General features: G+C 46.1%; 15 protein-coding genes. 4 read left to right on the plus strand and 11 right to left on the minus strand.

Annotation, left to right across the window (positions count from 1 at the left end; genetic code table 11):
• The 5 genes from HMPREF9448_RS04505 to HMPREF9448_RS14990 form a co-directional block, all read right to left on the minus strand.
• Positions 1–978: a hypothetical protein gene (locus HMPREF9448_RS04505; protein WP_157260336.1), complete on the minus strand. Its 978-nt coding sequence runs from the start codon at positions 976–978 to the stop codon at positions 1–3.
• A 55-nt stretch (positions 979–1033) separates the two neighbouring features.
• On the minus strand, positions 1034–1996 hold the full coding sequence (locus HMPREF9448_RS04510) for a FimB/Mfa2 family fimbrial subunit (RefSeq protein WP_008861413.1): 963 nt from the start codon (positions 1994–1996) through the stop codon (positions 1034–1036).
• Between the two features lie 99 nt (positions 1997–2095).
• Positions 2096–3832 (minus strand): hypothetical protein, encoded by a 1737-nt coding sequence (locus tag HMPREF9448_RS04515; RefSeq protein WP_008861414.1) that lies wholly within the window; start codon positions 3830–3832, stop codon positions 2096–2098.
• A gap of 25 nt (positions 3833–3857) precedes the next feature.
• Positions 3858–5189, minus strand: a complete 1332-nt coding sequence (locus tag HMPREF9448_RS04520) for a hypothetical protein (protein WP_051008890.1) — start codon at positions 5187–5189, stop codon at positions 3858–3860.
• A gap of 5 nt (positions 5190–5194) precedes the next feature.
• Positions 5195–5311, minus strand: a complete 117-nt coding sequence (locus HMPREF9448_RS14990; RefSeq protein ID WP_083855842.1) for a DUF3575 domain-containing protein — start codon at positions 5309–5311, stop codon at positions 5195–5197.
• A gap of 343 nt (positions 5312–5654) precedes the next feature.
• Between HMPREF9448_RS14990 and HMPREF9448_RS04525 the strand changes: the two genes are divergently transcribed.
• On the plus strand, positions 5655–6131 hold the full coding sequence (locus HMPREF9448_RS04525) for a DUF3575 domain-containing protein (RefSeq protein WP_008861416.1): 477 nt from the start codon (positions 5655–5657) through the stop codon (positions 6129–6131).
• Positions 6132–6643: 512 nt separating this feature from the next.
• Here HMPREF9448_RS04525 and rhaD read toward each other — a convergent pair.
• The 4 genes from rhaD to HMPREF9448_RS04545 are packed head-to-tail and all read right to left on the minus strand — an operon-like array spanning position 6644 to position 11260.
• Positions 6644–7444 carry a rhamnulose-1-phosphate aldolase gene (gene rhaD / locus HMPREF9448_RS04530; RefSeq protein WP_008861417.1) on the minus strand — a complete coding sequence of 267 codons (801 nt, stop codon included), beginning with the start codon at positions 7442–7444 and terminating at the stop codon, positions 6644–6646.
• Positions 7445–7457: 13 nt separating this feature from the next.
• Positions 7458–8495 (minus strand): L-rhamnose/proton symporter RhaT, encoded by a 1038-nt coding sequence (gene rhaT, locus HMPREF9448_RS04535; protein WP_008861418.1) that lies wholly within the window; start codon positions 8493–8495, stop codon positions 7458–7460.
• A gap of 6 nt (positions 8496–8501) precedes the next feature.
• Positions 8502–9761 carry an L-rhamnose isomerase gene (locus tag HMPREF9448_RS04540; RefSeq protein ID WP_008861419.1) on the minus strand — a complete coding sequence of 420 codons (1260 nt, stop codon included), beginning with the start codon at positions 9759–9761 and terminating at the stop codon, positions 8502–8504.
• A 17-nt stretch (positions 9762–9778) separates the two neighbouring features.
• Positions 9779–11260, minus strand: coding sequence for a rhamnulokinase (locus HMPREF9448_RS04545; protein ID WP_008861420.1), 1482 nt, complete (start codon positions 11258–11260; stop codon positions 9779–9781).
• Between the two features lie 133 nt (positions 11261–11393).
• Between HMPREF9448_RS04545 and HMPREF9448_RS04550 the strand changes: the two genes are divergently transcribed.
• Positions 11394–12281 (plus strand): AraC family transcriptional regulator, encoded by an 888-nt coding sequence (locus HMPREF9448_RS04550; protein WP_040295978.1) that lies wholly within the window; start codon positions 11394–11396, stop codon positions 12279–12281.
• Positions 12282–12456: 175 nt separating this feature from the next.
• Positions 12457–14181 carry a DNA/RNA non-specific endonuclease gene (locus HMPREF9448_RS14135; protein WP_008861422.1) on the plus strand — a complete coding sequence of 575 codons (1725 nt, stop codon included), beginning with the start codon at positions 12457–12459 and terminating at the stop codon, positions 14179–14181.
• 105 nt (positions 14182–14286) lie between these two features.
• Here HMPREF9448_RS14135 and pgeF read toward each other — a convergent pair whose 3' ends face one another.
• Complete coding sequence (pgeF, locus tag HMPREF9448_RS04560) at positions 14287–15093, minus strand: peptidoglycan editing factor PgeF (protein ID WP_008861423.1); 807 nt, start codon at positions 15091–15093, stop codon at positions 14287–14289.
• Complete coding sequence (gene obgE, locus HMPREF9448_RS04565; protein ID WP_008861424.1) at positions 15093–16226, minus strand: GTPase ObgE; 1134 nt, start codon at positions 16224–16226, stop codon at positions 15093–15095. The genes pgeF and obgE overlap by 1 nt, the downstream gene beginning before the upstream one ends.
• 312 nt (positions 16227–16538) lie before the next feature.
• On the opposite strand from obgE, the gene HMPREF9448_RS04570 reads away from it, so the two are divergent.
• Positions 16539–18575 carry a leucine-rich repeat domain-containing protein gene (locus HMPREF9448_RS04570; RefSeq protein ID WP_008861425.1) on the plus strand — a complete coding sequence of 679 codons (2037 nt, stop codon included), beginning with the start codon at positions 16539–16541 and terminating at the stop codon, positions 18573–18575.
• Positions 18576–18630: the final 55 nt, after the last annotated feature.

Here is an 18630-nt window from a genome sequence, read left to right on the forward strand (position 1 = left end):
CTATATCGAAGCTGTCCATCGATAATTATATTCCGTTTGCGTAAATCCCACCACATCGAACCGCAGCAAATAATACGGCGCAACCGCCAAGTCCTCGGGGGTATCGACGTGTATGTTATAAGTAGTCATCTTTACATAAGTGTCTGCATATACGCTCTGCACGACCAGCTCTATATCGAGCGTACCGCTATCGTAGAGATAACAGTCGTATCGCCCGTTAATCCATGCCGATTGACCCGGTCCCGAACTACCGGTAAGGCTGACCACGTGATCGACGACGGGGTCATTCGACCTCACGGCAAAGAATTTTCCCTCTTTGGGTACATTTTTCAACTTCAATGAAACGACTTTCGCCGACGTACAGTCCCCATGTTCTTTCTGTCCGGCTGGCTTGGCATTGTAATTGGATATAGCCGTCCCTATATTGTACATAATATCGACCTTAGAAGCCACCAGCCCGGCATCGATAACTCCCGAATGCTTCATTTGAACCAATTCGAGGTCAAGCAAAGTACCGGCATATAAATCGCGCGAAGGCGTGGCGATCGTCGTCAACGCCATCACCTCGTCTTCCGTCGACAGGGCATCCCATTCGTAGTGACTGCCGGCATTGACGATAGCATAAAACGAGGCGGTGCACTTCGGCACGTCTATGGCTTGAAACTCATAATAGGCCGTGCTTTCGGGCAGCTCTATATAATAATGTTCCATGTAAGCGGCAGCGCCGTTTTTAGGCTCTACATACATGAACAGGTTGATATTTTCGATGGCATCAGGCATCTCCGGCGATGTCCCGGGGTCTCCCGGAAGCCCCACCGCTCTCGAAATTTCCCGGCCGGTGTATATACTCAACGTCACGCTCGCCGTCTCCTGCGGTTCCGACGGACTGCCGGGCTGCAACGAGTTCTCGCCTCCACAGCCGCCGAGCAACCATGTAGCGAACAAAAGTGCCATTATCGCATATCTCTGTTTCAACATCAAAGCTCCTATTCGATTAAACCTATATTCGACAATCTGCCCGCATGCGGGAATATTATATATCCACATCGATATCTCCTCCCGGCTTCCAGTCGATAGTCACCGCCACAGTCGCCTGCACATTGTGACCGATATCTATACTGCCGTCGTCCCTCACCACACCGTATATTTCTATACACTCTCCGGCGGGAAGCGGCTCGGTCAGATTGATCGTATTTCGTGTTATTTTATCTCCTATGGTAACGTAAACATCGGTATTCCAGATAGCATTTTCCTCCGATGGGTTACGATTCAAAGACTTCGCTCCTGCTCTCGCCTCATTCCTCGACGGGAACGAAACAGCTTCGAAAAGCGCCAGTCCGTTTTCATCTTTCCCCGCTTCATTCATCTGTACGACAACGGGGCGGTCGTACTCATAAAGACTGTCGTTACACAAAAAACCGGTTGCGGTTTCATTGACATATCCCTCTACCCGTTTTACCGGGACGACGGGATCGGTTCCATAACTGAGGTGTAACCTCGTCTTGGAAATACAAGGCGTCAAAACTACCTCGATAAACTGATTTCTGTCCGCTATCGTAAATCGTTCCCTCCCGACATACAGTTCCGAAACATGCGAAGATACCGTATCGGCCGCCGACTCATAAGACAATTTATAACGATCGGACGCGACACCGAGGTCGGAACATTTCACACAACTCGCCTGCGAAATATTGGCAATGGCAAAATGGTGATAATCGTTTGCAGGCAGGGTAATAGCGTAGATATTGTTCGACGGCATTCGTTCCCGCTCTACATACTCATGATAAGCGAGCGATTTGTTACCGTCATAAAAATGCATATTGAGATTCTCCATTCTACCCGAAAATGCCTGTGTATGGGTAGACAGTTCTATTCTATATCTGACGGTGAAATTGTTGCAATCGGACATGTTGTCGTCGATGCAACCGCTCGATAACGGCAGCAACGCGAAAAAGATTCCCCCGACAACCCATCTTTGCCAATCACCTGTTTTCATTTTCTCGATATTTATTTTTTTGAGGAAATATCTCCGGCGAATCGAAACGCTCCCGATTCACCGGAGACAAATTTTACAGTTTAACTATTTTTTTCGAAATCAATCGCCGATAGGTACATCGATAACCAAACCGGCTTTCCAGTCTATATCGACAGCCAATGCCAATTCCAAACGCGGGTTAATCAGGTCGGGAACCGTATTGTAGGCTTTTGCCAACGAATTGATAGACAAGTTCGCCGTCGTATTGTAATCCTGCTGGAATACGCGAACGACTTCACTCTTACTGTTGTCCTTCTTATAAGTCAGCTTTCCTACCAAGTAGAACGTTCCGCCTTCGGGAACCAAATTGCCGTCTAAACCGTAGAATTGAGGACCGTCATTCAAGACCTCCAAAGCAATATTGGGTGTATGTCCCAAATCTTCTGCATTACCGGTAGAACAATCGGCCGTCTCGGGCAATAAGCTGTATATAAATGGAGTCATACCAGCAAAATCGGGAGTAGCGGCTTTCGTCAATTCGTAATCATTGGTATTCATTCTGTTGTCATATACAATCTTGGAATAAGTGTCGGCAGCAGAAGGATGCATTTCCCAATCCAGTTTATCGGGCAGACCACCAATCAATATACCTTTTACAACAAAATTATGGTTGGCCAAAGTCACCTTAGTATTTTTACCGGCCGGAACTGTACCGTCGGCCGATTTGAATGCAGCTTTCACATCGAGACGTGCCACACCGTAATTGATCGTTTTGTTCAAAGCAATCTTCGTCGTCGCTACCGTAATCGGCGTACGAGCTCCGTTATAAACACCATTATTCCAATTAGTAAATGTCGGAAGAGTCGAATAAGCTACCGGATAGGCATTGGTCCAATAATACAAAGAAGAAGGATAGCTGTATGCCTTCGAAGAACCGCTCGTAACAATACCCGAACCGCCGGGGCCGTTCTCATCGAACACGATAATACCGTTATCCAATTTATACGCTCCTTTCGGAAGATTGGCGGGGAAATCTTTGTAAGCATCTTTTGCCAACTCTGTCGCCATATTATCGACCGATGTCTTTGCCGTATTGGCTGCTGGCGTAGAGTATTTCGTATGTAATTCGTTCAACCCGTCCGAAAGATACTGTAAAGCCAATTTCAGATTTTCCAAAGAAGCGCTATTGAACGAAAAGTAACCATTCTGCAACTCTGTTGCCTTATTCTTCTCCTCACCATCTGTCAAACTACCGACATAAGTAGCCAATGCATCCGTAACATTCGTTTTCCACGCCTCTATCAAAGCGGCTGCGGTAGAATAGGAACCACCGGTATAAGTACCTTCGGTAATATTCTTCAAAGTAAACGCTATGTCGGCAGGAGTCAAAGAGGTAACCGAAGCATCGGGTGTCATCTCCAAAACACCTTTGTAAGCAGCGTCATGCTTGGCTTTACCGTAAAAAAGAAAAGCGATGTCGCCGGAAGGAATAGTTACGTCGGTAAACGTTTTTACAAAATTCTTGGCCTCACCATTCGTGATTTCAGCACCTGTCAACTGGGTAGCACCGGCCAATACCGAATTGGCTCCTACATAATCGCCGCTCAAATTTGAAAAAGGCATTAACCTCAAACTTTCTATACCCAAGAAATTGTCGTTGCCTTGAACATCGTCGCTGGTAGCACGGGATACCGGCGAAGGAATAGCGAACGAGAAACTCGTCTTGACAGCATCTCTTTCCCCCACAGGAGTCTCTCCCCCCGGAATAACCTCTTCGTTGGAACAAGACGACAGAACTGCGGCAGCAGCAAGGAACATAGTCCCGGCTTTTGTCCATTTTGTTTTCATTGTTTTCATCTTCGTAATTGTTTTTGTTAAAAGATTAATAATCGTTTTCTATATTTTCCAAGTTTTGAATAGCTACTTTGTCACCCATAGCGGCTGCCTGCTTGAACAAGTCCAATGCCGTCGCTTTATCGCCCAAACGATAATAGGCTGTCGCGAGAGTGTTCAAACAGCGTTTGTCTTCCCGTATGGGTCGAAGCAAAGAGACAGCCCCGTCGAAATCGCCCTCGGCAATCATACCTTGTGCTTGGTTGATCTTTATAGCGTTGTAATCCGGCTCCGAAGTATAATAAACCCTCATGTATCCCGAATTACGTTGGTCGGAGAATACCGAGCGCAACAGCTCCTTGAAAGGCTCTCCACCGTCCAGCCGGCGCAACAACCACTCCCGACGGCCGAGATCGGCCGTATGGTCGATAATATCGAGCATCTCGTCCCGGCAATCGAATGTGCTTTCTTCCACCCGATCGCGCAATTCGCCCCATGCCTCGCCCCCGTTGGCTACCTCGTAGAGGCTATCCGGCAATTCGAGATAACTGTTTACATACTCCTTCAAGACCTCGGCGCGAGTGCCTGCCAAACGGGTATTCCGGCCGAGAGGACCCTCGGGCGAAGCAAACCCGACAATCAATATCTTCCCGACATCGGAACGGTCGTCGGCATAGATCTGCCTCAATATATCGACGATTCTACCGAGCGTCACATCGTTGTTTCGGTAATCGCGACGCAAGTCGGACTTATCGAGAGGGAAATAGACTTTCAATGCTCCCCGATCCCTCCACACGGTCATCGAATCGGAATAGGGCTCGTACTCTGCCATCGGGAACAAAACCTTTTCGACCTCGGCCAACCGTTCCGCCACGCTCGGTATCAATGCCACCGGCTGTACCGAAGGGACATAAGGAGGACGCAGTTTCACATCGGAACAAAGAAAGATGCCCGGCAAAGGTTCGACCTTGCAACACCCCTCGCGCTCACATAACAGGCTGAGATCGACAGGGGCTCTACCCATCCATTTTTCATAAGGCAGCACGCAATCGTATTGCAACTCGCCGCCATCGACGGTCTGATAAAAAGGAACTTCATACGTTTTCCCCGAAAGCACGGCTTCCCGGCGGCGTAACTTTTGTTTACGCTTGCCTATAATCTCTATTTCGTCGAGAGCCAAAGAATCCACACCGTTCTCGATAACGGGAATAAGCCTTTGTACATAATCGGAAGCAACTGTTCCCGACGGAACCAAAATTTTGAAACTTACCCGAATACTATCTCCCGAACGGTGTATCGAAGCATTCTCGACCTTCACCTCGGCCCCGGCAAAAAATATAGCCCAGACAAAAACCGGCAGAAACACTATATATCTTTTCATCGCTCTCATTTCAGTATATAGATTATAGAAATCGCGGCTTCGGTAGGAGCAAGATAGCCTTTATGGCCGTCGCCTATTTTACGCCCGCAAGTACGACACTGGTAATAATCGAACGTATAAATCGGCTATATTTTTAGCGTGTTTTCCCCGATGAATTTTATTGTTTGTAAAGGCTTACAATACAAATAAATTTCAAAGTTTTTATTAATAATATAAAAATCAATCTGTTAAAATAAAATATAGTCATCGTATTTGTATTGTAATAATTCTAAAATATTGTAACTTTGTCACCGTATTTCAAATGGTAGTAATGGGGAAGCGGGGCAATAACAAATGATGCAAAATCTGTTATTGCCTAAAAATTAGAAGGTTATTATAATTGATAAAAAATATATGGGGCGAATAAAACGATTTGAGTTATAAAAAATATATTTTGTACTAATCCTCACATAATTAGACAAATAGATGAAGAGAATCCTAAATATAATTATAATAATATTATTATCGGCTATTTGTTTGACCGGTACGGCGCAAAAGATAGCGGTAAAGAGTAATCTCCTCGGTTGGGCTACCGCCACACCGACGTTGGGAGCGGAAATAGGATTGGACGATCGTTGGACGTTGAATACTCATATCTACTATAATCCATTCACTTTCAGGGATAACCGAAAATGGAAGCATATCCGCGTACAACCCGAAGTGCGTTATTGGCTCTGTCAAAAGTTCAACGGGCATTTCTTCGGGCTTCATGTATTATACACCCATTTCAATGCCGGACAAGTTCCGCTTCCTTTCGGAATTTTTCCCGATGTTAAAAAATATCGTTATCAAGGCAACACTTACGGAGCCGGGTTATCTTACGGTTATCAATGGATTTTAACACCTCGGTGGAGTATCGAGGGAAGTATCGGTGTAGGATACAAGTATAATACGTTGGTTTAAACCTAATAAATATATCTATTTATTTACATTTAGAAATATTATTTAACTATTCAAATATCATTATACAATCTACATTTATTGGGTTAAATAGGGATCTTCACATATTCTAAAAATAAAAAAAAATTTGCCTACAAAAACAGAGGGATCTTAACCAAAAGGGATATATCGAAACCACTCGATATATCCCTCATTTTTAGATTCAGTAGAAAATTTGCGAGGTAGGAGGAAAGGGGGACGCACCACCCTGTTCCTGTATTCAAAGGTATCAACCTTCTCCCCTGCCGTCTCCCATAGCATTACGGGGAATTGCAGAGCAATATAAGGGAGACACCGAAGGAACGATAATTGCTAAGAAGAGGGGTAAAAAACTGCTGAGTAGATTTTTGATGACATTCAACCCCTCCGTCACTACGTGACACTTCCCCTATATTTTGTTTGACAACAAAACACAGGGGAGGTGTTGGAGACACCCACACAAAAGAGCCTTTCCCCGATGATATAAAATCAAATTTTCAAACCAAACGAAATGCTTTGCGAAGCTCCTCGGATTGTTCGTCGGTCAGGCCTTCGGGCTCGAATCCCATCGCACGAGCCTGCAAATAAATCTGCGCCGATTTAGACAGCGTATCGATCATATCGAAACACTCGATCACATCGCCACCGACAGCCAATGCTCCATGCTTCTCCCACATAACCACATCGTAACGGTCGAGCAACCGGATAGTGGCATCGGCCAGTTCGAGCGAACCGGGCAACTTATAAGGCACGATACCCAAACCTTTGGGTACGATAACCCGCGTTTCGGGAATCATAGACCACAACAGTTTTCCCAGTACATCGGGCTGTAAGAACGCCCGGTTATGGGTCATCGCCACCAAATCGGTGGGGTGGGTATGCAACACGACCTTATTGTCGATGCCACGGCCTTTCAAATAGTCGTGCATCGAGAGATGCGAAGGAAGTTCCGATGTAGGCCGTACCGGATTATCGGCGATAATTTCATACCAATCTCCCGTATCGGAAATACGGATCACCGCCATATTTTCCATCGGGTGCGAAGCGACATAACGCATACGCCGGTTCGTACCTGTCACCAAAAAGAAATTCCCTTTCAATGCATTCATCACTTTGGGTAACGGGTATCGCTCGGAAATGGCAGGCAATGCCTTCTCTTCATCGGTCAATAGATCCGTAACGTTCACCGAAATATTTCCGCCGTTTCGTTCGGCCCACCCTCGTTGCCACAAATAACCAGCCACTTCGGCGACATCGGCGATCTGGCATTCGAGTTTATCGTTTTTAATCAGTTTCATCTCTTTTATTTCATTATAAATTACTGTTTACCAAATTGGGGAAAACCGTCGAGAAGATAAGAATCAGCAACCCGGCGATCAATACGGTTACGGTCCGCCGTCCTACCCCGTTCCACTCTTTTAACAAAATTCCCCACACGTTGCTGAAAATAACATTCAGCGACATCAATATGCTCCACGAGAAAGCCAGCATGACCGGCGAACCGGTGAAGAAACTTTTTCCCATGCCCAACCCGAAGAATTGAGAATACCAAAGCAAACCCGCCAAAGCGCAAAACAATAAGTTATTGACTCCTGTCGATACCGATACCGAGAAATACTCCCTGCCGGTACGATTCTTGATATTCTGCCACAGGCAATACGCCGCATTGGTGCAAAAACCGCCTAATGTAACCAACAGGATCACCGGGTTAAGGGCGAACAAGTCGGACGCACCCAACGCCAATGCCGTCTGCTGCACTTCGGCTCCGGCTTCGAGTCCGAGACTGAAACAGGCACTCATCATACCGGCGAGCAAGGCGACCGAAATCCCTTTGGTAAAAGCGAAATCGCGTATAGCTTTCTGCTTCTCCTCATCGCTCATATTCCGAGCCTTCAAACTACCTGCATAACCGATCACCGCAATACCGGCCAACGTAATGCACACCCCGGCCAACAAGACGAGACCTTCGCCGCGAAACAGATTCGTTCCCGCAAACAAAGCCGGAAGCAATGTACCGAAAGCCGCACAAGTACCCAACGAAATAGACTGTCCGAGGGCGACACCGAGATAGCGCATACTCAACCCGAAAGTCAATCCGCCCACTCCCCACAGCACACCGTACAAGACAGACATGAACGGAATACCCTCGGAGTAGAGTTCCCCGAGACTATGACCCGTCGGAACCGCCAGAAACGCACCCAACAAGGGGAACACCAACCATGCGAAAATCCCCTGCACGAGCCAGAAACTCTCCCAGCTCCAAGATTTCACTTTCTTGATAGGCACATAAGAGCTCGACTGGCCGAAACTCCCTACGGCAATAATCAATAACCCTATGAGAATATTCATGGCTCGTTACTGGCGTTTGGAAGTCACATTTTTCTCATAAGCCTCGATGTCGGCGATATAATCTTCACCCACGGGCACATCGTTCGTCAGGCAGAAATAATCCCAAACAGCATTCCACGGCAGGCTCTTGCACTCTTCGAGCAAAGCGAGACGTTCGAAGAAACGCCCTTCGGCCTCATATTTTCGCAACAGGGCAAGCGGTTCGAGCAACGCTTGCAAGAAACACTTCTGTGTAGCCCGCGACCCAATGACATAAGCCCCGATACGGTTGATAGAAGCATCGAAATAATCGAGACCGATGTGCACTCTCGAAAGGGCATCGCAACGAACCACTTCATGAGCCAAGTCGAGCGTGTCGTCGTTCATAATCGTCACGTGGTCGGAATCCCAACGAATGGGACGACTCACATGCAACATGATTTCGGGCGTAAACAACAGCAACGAGGAAATCTTGTCGGCGATACTTTCGGTCAAATGGAAGTGACCGGTATCGAGAGTCACGATCTTATTGTGCTTCACGCCGTAACCCAAATAAAAATCATACGACCCCACGGTATAACTCTCGGCTCCGATACCGAAAAGTTTGGCTTCGATACAATCTTTCATGTGCCGGTACTCGGTAGCGAAAATACGGTCGAGAGACTGTTCCAACAACTGACGATAATAGAGCCTGTTGACGGTCGTATCTTTGGAACCGTCGTGAATCCAAAGATTCATGATACAAGGATCGTTCTGATATTTTCCCATCTCGTCGGCGATCCACCGGCAACGACGAGTATGTTCTACCCAAAATTCACGAATCGAATCGTCGGGATTGGCAAGTGTAAGCATGCCGCTTTTAGGGTGGGAAAACGAAGTGGAATTAAAATCGAGCTTCAATCCGTTCTCTTTGGCCCATTGCATCCAACTGGTAAAGTGATCGGGAGTAACCTCGTCACGATCGACCTTCTTACCGCCGAAATCGCCATACACCTCGTGCAAATTGATGCGATGCGAACCGGGCAACAAAGATTTCACTTTAAGCAAATCGGCACGCACTTCGTCGATATTGCGAGCTTTACCGGGATAATTTCCCGTAGCCTGTATTCCGCCGGTCAATTCGCCGTCGGGATTTTCAAATCCTGAAACATCGTCGGTCTGCCAGCAATGCAGCGACAAAGATATTCCCTGCATTTTTTTCAACACTTCGTTCACGTCTACGCCTATGGCGGCATAACGTTCGGCGGCATACTCGAAAGCCGCCTTCACGGCTTGTTCATTCTTCATGATATTCTCCTTTCTATTTATAATAAATTACATTTCTTCTTGAAAATCACGTATTTCTCGTTCCACAGTTCGGTATCGCACGGTTCATAACGCTGTAACGAGACCGCTCCGGCAGCCAATCGACGCATGGAATCCCGATCGGCTACCACGCCCAAAGCCCGCAACTGTACCAACACATTACCCAAAGCCGTCGCCTCGGAAGGCCCGGCAATCACAGGAAGTCCGATAGCATTTGCCGTAAAACGGTTCAACAAATCGTTTTGCGAACCGCCGCCGATAATATGCAGACATTCGATGGGAAAAGATGCCACCGTCTGCAAGCGGGTCAAAACAAAGCGATACTTCAAAGCAAGACTCTCGAATATGCACCGCACATACTCGGCATGCGTTCGCGGTACGGCCATGTGATGAGACTTGCAATAATCCGCAATAGCCTCCGGCATGGAAACGGGATTGGAAAAGGTCGCATCATCGGGATCGACATAACTCTCGTTCGTGGCAACGGACTGTCCCATTTCCACGATTTGCGGATAGGAATAAGTCACACCCGATTTATTTTTCCACGCTTTCAGGCACTGTTCCAAAAGCCACAATCCGGTGATATTTTTCAGAAAACGGGTAGTCCCGTCGATACCGCCCTCGTTCGTGAAATTCATTCGATAAGCCTCGTCGGTGACAATCGGCTTTTCCGATTCTATGCCCATCAACGACCAAGTGCCGGAGCTGAGATAAGCGAAATTCCTTCCCGATGCCGGCACGGCCGCCACCGCCGATGCCGTATCGTGACCGGCAACAGCTACAACGGGAATAGCGGACAATCCGATTTCGGCCGCTACATCGGCCCGCAAGTTCCCGATTATCCGGCCCGGCATAACGACCGGAGGAAATTTTTCTACCGGAATATGTAAAGGTTCCAACAACCGTTCTTCTATCCGGCAAGTTTCGGGATTCATCAATTGGGAGGTCGACAATATAGTATATTCACACACCTCTTTTCCGGTGAGCAGATAAGAGATGGCATCCGGCATAAACAAAATGCTGCGTACTCCGTCTATATCGATACTGCCTTCGAGACGCATCGCATAAAGTTGGAACAGCGAATTGAAATTCATAAACTGTATACCGGTCAAACGATAGACCTCTTCCCGGGGAATATGTCGGAAATATTGTTCGGGAACGCCCTCGGTATATGGGTCGCGATATGCACGGGGCAACGAAACGAACGAACCGTCGGGCCGAACACAGACAAAATCGACGCCCCATGTGTCGACTCCGATAGAATCGATTGCAATCCGTCGGGAAGCCGCCATGTTCAGACCTTCTTTGATAGAATCGAACAGAGAATAAATATCCCAGTAACAACGTCCGTCAATCTCTTTAATCACATTGGGAAATCGGTTGAGAATTTCCGTCTCCAACCTTCCGTGTTTCATTTTTGCCAAAATGACACGACCGCTCGTAGCTCCCAAATCTATGGCTATACATGCAGTGTCTTTCATGTAAAAACAAGATATTTTATAATTTACGAAGCAAAAATAGAATCGGAGAAATAGATTTGACTGATGTTTTTGATACAAAAACTTTCTATTTTGATATTCCGAAAAGAAATCCTATATTTGGGCTACTATGAATATGGAAGAGAAAAAATCGGATGCTTTAAAATATCTGAGAGTAAATGCTCGGGACGAAGAATGGGGTATCGTCATTACGACGGTAGGTTACCAATATGTTTCGCCTAATCATGCCTACCCGTTGTCGAAACACCCGGATAACTACAATTTCAAGAACGAAGGCAAACGCACCCTCAACGAATATCAATTGGTTTACATTACGAGAGGAGAAGGCTATTTTTCCAGCCGGTCCTGTCCGAAGACACACATAGAAGCCGGAACCATGCTGTTGCTCTTCCCGGGAGAATGGCACAAATATTACCCCGATGCCCGAACCGGCTGGGACGAACATTGGGTAGGGTTCAGAGGATTCCACATCGACAATCGGGTAAAAAGCGGCTTCTTCACCCCGTCGCACTGTCTGTTCAAAATAGGAACAGACGATAAAATCATAGACCTTTATCACGAAATCATGGACAAGGCCGAACGCGAGAAAGCAGGATTTCAACAAATCGTATCGAGCATCGTCTTACATTTGTTAGGAAGTGTGTACTACAAAGATTTGAATCGCTCGTTTAACGACGATCACATGATCGACATCATCAACAGAGCCAGAATCATGATGAAGGAAGAACAAACCGGGAATTTGTCTCCCGAAACCATTGCAGCCCGATTAGGTGTAGGATATTCTCTATTTCGCCGGGAATTTAAACGGTATAGCGGAATTTCTCCCGGACAATACCAGCAACAACTGAAACTGGCTCGTGCCAAAGAATTACTGTCCTCGTCCAATCTCTCCATTGCAGAAATCGCATTTGAACTGAATTTCGAATGCGTGGGACAATTCTCGACCTTTTTCCGCAAAAAGGAAGGAGTGACCCCATCGGAATTTCGACGACAACGATTCTGATTATAAGATTTTTACGCATTAAACAATAGACATTCGGGTAAATAATAAGAAATCGTTCCTTATCATTTTACCTATATGATTTTGACGCTTTGACTTCAAAATTTGACGCATTGCTCTTTTGCATCTCCTCTTCCAAGTTACTTTTGTTTCCAAATCATAAATAATATTTTTATCTATGAAAAAGACATTCGCCTATGCCTTGTTGGTTCTTACGGCTCTCTATTCTTGTGAAGAAGGAAAACAGGAAGAACCCGTACTTCCCGAAACGACTCCCGATGAAATCTATTTAAACGTTTCGCCTCATGCACTCACTTTCGACGAAACCGACGCGTCGAAGAATATCATAACTGTCAGTACAAATACGAACTGGAAAGCAACAGTGGATAATTCGGAACTGAAAATAAACAGAACCGAAGGAACAAGCGAAGATACCTCCATATCCATTACCGAGGCTCCCGAAGGAAAGACTTGTAAACTCACGATTTCGACGATTCCCGCAAATGGAGAAAAAACGATTTCCAAAGAAGTGTCCATATCGAGAGCCACGGCTGTCGTCACTCCCGACCGGACGATTATATATAACAACGATTTCGACAAAGAGATCGCAGTCAAAAACACATACTGGCCTTATCTCGACCAATTCGACGGCTGGAAAAATGCGAACGGAACCGGTAGCGGAGCCGAGACATACGACCAAATGAGCGTATCGGTCAGAAGCGACTGGACATCGGATTACGCCCCACCTGCCGACTACCGCCCTTACGCATCGGGAAAAAACAACATCTACTTCAACAAAGCCGGCAGCTTCGTTTCCATAAACAACATTAACATCGCTCAGGAAAAAGATTTTATCCTGCAATTCGGTAGTTCAGAAAACAAGATATTCGATTACGACGACTTGAAGGTCGAAATAGGAAACGGGACTTCATGGGTAGAAATAGACTATTCCAGAAATCTGACGAACAGTTGGGCTTTGACGACAAGCATGTTTTCCCTTCAAAACAGTTCCGGCACACTTAGTATCAGACTCACCGCCACAGGCGCCACACAAATGCGCATAGACGACATAAGATTGACCGACGGAGAACCCTCGGAGCAAATCATCGTTTTCGATAACACCGTTTATCCGTTGGCAGAATTGCCTGCATACGAAAACGATGACTACGTCATCACTCACTACGGCACGCTCGGCAGTCAAAGGGTGCGGAACTATACTATGCTGTTCGATAAAGAGAAACACGCCGCTTTGTGGGTTGCCTACCCGCTCCATTCATGTTATCGGGGAAACAGCGGAAGAACCGAGGCTTGGGCGGCAGACCCTCTCATCGAAATGTTATATCAGGCCAAAGTTTATGGAGAAACATTCTGCTATTATAAAGACTATTCACGCGGGCATCAAATACCTTCGGCCGACCGTACGGCAACCGACGAACTGAACAGCCAAACATTCTATGCCTCGAATATGACACCCCAAAACGGAGATTTCAACGGCGGGATTTGGGCTTCTCTCGAAGGGAAAATTCGAGAAAATATGTGCCAAGACACTTTATACGTAGTGACCGGTTGTTACTTTGGAAATGGATATACGACTACTTACGACGGATATTATGGAAACAACGCCGATCCCGCTTCTAAAATCTGTCCCGTACCTACCCACTATTTTAAAGTGGTATTGCGCACTCGTTCCGGGAACTCGGGAAAAGCCGTCGGTCAATGTGGCTCCGACGAGCTGAAAGCCATTGGTTTCTGGTTGGAACATCGCAACGACTATCCCCAAACATTCAGTACAGAATATTGCAAATCGGTAGAATATATAGAACAACAAACCGGGTTCACCTTCTTCCCCTCCGTACCAAAAGAAGTAAAAAAACAATGTACGCCGTCCGATTGGGTTCTCTGACATAACCCCGGCTGAGACTGACAGCACAAAAAAAGGGGAACAGACCGTCTAAACGAAATGAACACGGTCGACAAGGTTCTTGGATTTTCTCTCCAAGAACCTTTTTTATGGACAAATATATATACCCGTCAAAAAACGCCCGGAATGAAATCCCAAGCTGCGAGCCGAAAAAAACTCCCAATCATGGGCTCGTGTACAAATACCCGCAACTTCGATACGGGACAAATCGACGCCACAAGCCGTCAACTCCTCCACAGCAGCCGCCCACAAATCGATATGAAAACGCCCCGACGGATAACGATGCGCTATACGATTTACATCGAAACCCTCCGAGTCAAACGTTTGTACCACCTCATCGCCCACTTCGAAATTGTCGGGGCCGATCGACGGCCCCACCGCAACATACAGATCAGACGGAACCGTACCATACATATTAACCATCTCATCGATCGACCGTCGAACGATATGTCCGGCCATGCCTCGCCACCCGGCATGAACAGCAGCACAAGCCCTATGAACGGCATCGTAAAGCAAAACGGGGACACAATCGGCCGTCGACACAGCTATCGCTACGCTCGGACAATCGGTCATCACAGCATCGACACCGTCTAAACAAGCTGTTTGTTCTGGTTTAGACAACCGAATGAACTCGTCGGTTACAGACAGAACTTTCGTTCCGTGAATTTGGCGCGGAGAAATCAACGTATCGATACCTAACGAGCGACAGATCCTCTGTCGATTTGCGATAACTCTATCGGGATTATCCCCGGTGTATTCACCCATATTATCCGTAGAATACACATCACCGTGAACGACTCCGTTACGTGTCGTAACGAACGTAACGACTCCCGGCAGTGCATCGAACGAAGGAAACGAATACCACCTGCAATCCTTATTCTCGTGTAAAACCATTACCAGTCTTCTTCCTCGAAATTATCGTCGCCCGACTCGTCGCCACTTTCGTCACGTTCCAAACCTGTATCAAAGTTATCTTCCTCCTCGACCCGATGGCGCTCATCGAGATTACGATGGGTCAGTGTCATCACGCGATTTTCCTCATCGTTCAACTCACGCCACAACACATCTTTCAACTCGGTAATACCCTGTCCCGTCACCGATGAGATAAATACGACAGGCACATCAGGCAAATCGTCCTTCATCGCCTCGATCAACTCGTCGTCGAGCATATCGCACTTGGTCACGGCAAGCACCCGCTGTTTATCCTGCAAATCGGGATTGAAAGCGGTAAGTTCGCGAAGCAAAACATCATATTCTTTACGAATACTATCGGTATCCGCTGGAACCATAAACAACAATACGGCATTGCGTTCCACATGCCTGAGGAAACGCAATCCAAGCCCCTTTCCTTCGCTCGCTCCCTCTATAATTCCGGGTATATCGGCCATGACAAACGACCGATTATCTCGATAGGATACGATACCCAAATTCGGTTCGAGAGTAGTAAAAGGATAATCGGCTATTTTAGGACGAGCCGCTGAAATCGTAGATAACAATGTCGATTTACCCGCATTGGGAAATCCCACCAATCCTATATCGGCAAGCAATTTCAACTCCAAAATAACAGTGCGCTCCACGGCCGGTTCTCCGGGCTGGGCATATCTTGGGGTCTGATTGGTCGCCGATTTGAAATGCCAGTTTCCCAAACCGCCACGGCCGCCTTTCAAAAGAACTACTTCCTCACCGTCTTGTGTAACCTCACACAAAAACTCACCCGTATTGGCATCGAAAACCGCCGTACCACAAGGAACCTCTATGGTCTTATCTTCACCGTCTTTACCGAAACTTCTGTTCGCCCCGCCGGGTGAACCGTTACCGGCAAGTACGTGACGAGAGTATTTCAGATGCAACAGAGTCCACAAATTACGATTGGCTCGTAAATAAACATTTCCTCCCCGACCGCCGTCACCGCCGTCAGGACCACCCTTAGGTACATATTTGGCCCGGTACAAATGCATAGCACCGGCTCCGCCCTTACCCGAACGACAAAGTATTTTCACGTAGTCTACAAAATTCGACTCTGCCATAATTGATTTATTATTTTTCTTTTGGATTAAACGATACAAAAATAGTTATTATGCAAACAACCCTAAGTGGACACATATTGCAAAAATAGCTATAATAAGTGAAATTATAAAATCCCAAGCCAAACGGAATGAAATATAGCGGGAATCGATTTTTACAGATTATAAAATAGTTAACATCGATAATACGCGGCTCTATAAGAATAATAAATATTTCTATTTTTGAACTTTTTCACTATCCGGGTTCGAAAATAGTTTCAGATTGTATTAATATTATTATCTTTGCGGCATACTTATTAGATAATTTGAATTATTATGAAGAAAATTGTTACTCTTTTTGTCGCAATAGCGGCATTTTGCGGGTTCACTTCAAAAGCAGAAGAAGCTACTACTTTCGAAGTGAACAGAATTAAGTACACCGTAACCGGAGAAAATTCGGTAGGTGTCTCGGGATTAAACGAAAATTATGAACCCGGTGAGGTAAAACTTACCGAAGTAATTATTCCTTCCACGGTCGAAAATGCGGGGAAAAACTATACCGTCACTTCGGTCGAGGAGTACGCTTTTCGGTGGACATCGGGCATCCTGAAAATAGAACTTCCCAATACCGTTACCGAGCTAAAAAACAACGCCATCTATTACAACGATGATTTGGAAGAAATCGTTTTGTCGGAAAACATTACAAAATTAGGAGAATACTCCTTGGCATCGAACCGTAAACTGAAAAGCCTTGCCATTCCCGCCGGAGTAACTGAAATTCCTCAAAGCTGTTTTGCCAGCGACGAAGGATTGACGAGCATTACTTTCGCCAGCGATTTTACATCTATCGGCAACGGTGCTTTTTACAAAGCCGGTATGGCCGAAATAACGATTCCGGGAAGTTGTAAAACAATCGGCAACAACGCCTTCCAACTCTGTCCGAACTTATCCAAAGTAACATTGGGCGAAGGGGTTGAAACGCTGAACGAAGGAGCTTTCCGCGAATGTGCAAAACTCACGGAAATCAATCTTCCGGCAAGTCTTAAAACAATCGGACAATATGCCTTCCTCAACGATGTAATGCTCTCGTCTGTAAGAATTCCTGTTGGGGTAACCGAAATAGGAAATGCCGCTTTCTCGAATGTCGGTGTCACAGCTTTTGAAGTAGAAACCGGAAATACCGCTTGTCAAGCCATAAACGGAGTTTTGTATTCGGCAGAGGGAAATATTCTCTTGGCGTATCCTCTAAATGCGACAGCCACAGAATACACGATTGCCGACGGTTGCTTGGGTGTAGGAGAAGGAGCATTCGCTCATACCACTCTTCAAAAAGTAATCGTACCCGAAGGGATGCGAGCTTTCGATGATAACGCATTCTCCGAATCCTCTCTCACCGAAATCAATTTTCCCGAATCTTTGGTATTATTCGGTAATCAGGCTTTTGCAAAAACCCAGCTGACAACAGTCGTTCTCCCTGAAAACATGACAAACGTATATGAGGGTACATTCGCTCAATCTACAAAACTTCAATCGTTAACGATTCCCTCTGGGATTCGCACCATTGAGTCGTATGCCTTCAATGGGTGCACTGCGCTTACCGAAATACATTGTTTAGGAGCGGAACCGGCCACACTGAACTATTACGAAGGTTATGACCACCCTTTCAATGGTATCGATGCCTCACAAGTGAAAGTCTATGTTCCGAAAGGATTTAAATCGGCCTACGAATCCTCTGAGTGGGGATACCAATTCGACAATATCATCGAATCAAATACAGGTATTTTCCTACAAGAAAGTACCAACCCGGCCAACGACGCCGAAATGGAATCGATCGGGACTATTGAAATCACTTTCCCCGAGAATGCCTCTCTTGTAGAACAATTTCCTTCGGTAAAAGTAGTTAAAGGACAAGAGCTATACGGAGAACCGGTAGAAAACGCAGGCGGTTGGATGGCATTCGCCAGTGGTAAAAAAGTAAATGTATTCCCTGCCGACGAATATCAGGAAGGTCCACAACCCATTCCTATGGAAGACGGTGTAGACTATTACGTCACCATACCGGCCGGAATAGTAAAAAATGCCGAAGGTTCTTTGAATCAGAAAATCGTCCTTCACTTCGTCGGTAAAATCGAAAGCGGCGTAGACCAGATAGAAAGTAACGACTGCTTTGTTACAAATAACAACGGTACGCTCAATGTCGTATTAGGAAACTTAACCGATTGTACGGTCGAACTGTTTAATGCTACTGGAAACCTTATCAACAGCATTAGTCATGCACAAGGAACAGCGACTCTTCATGTCGAATCTAACGGACTCTATATTATTCGTATCGTATCGGGCGACACGATAAAAACTTTCAAAATCGTAAAATAATAAATCTTTTAGCGATTATCCGAAAAGGGGAGGTATGAACCTCCCCTTTTTTAAT

This window comes from Barnesiella intestinihominis YIT 11860, assembly GCF_000296465.1.
In the GTDB taxonomy this organism is placed as follows: Bacteria; Bacteroidota; Bacteroidia; order Bacteroidales; family Barnesiellaceae; genus Barnesiella; species Barnesiella intestinihominis.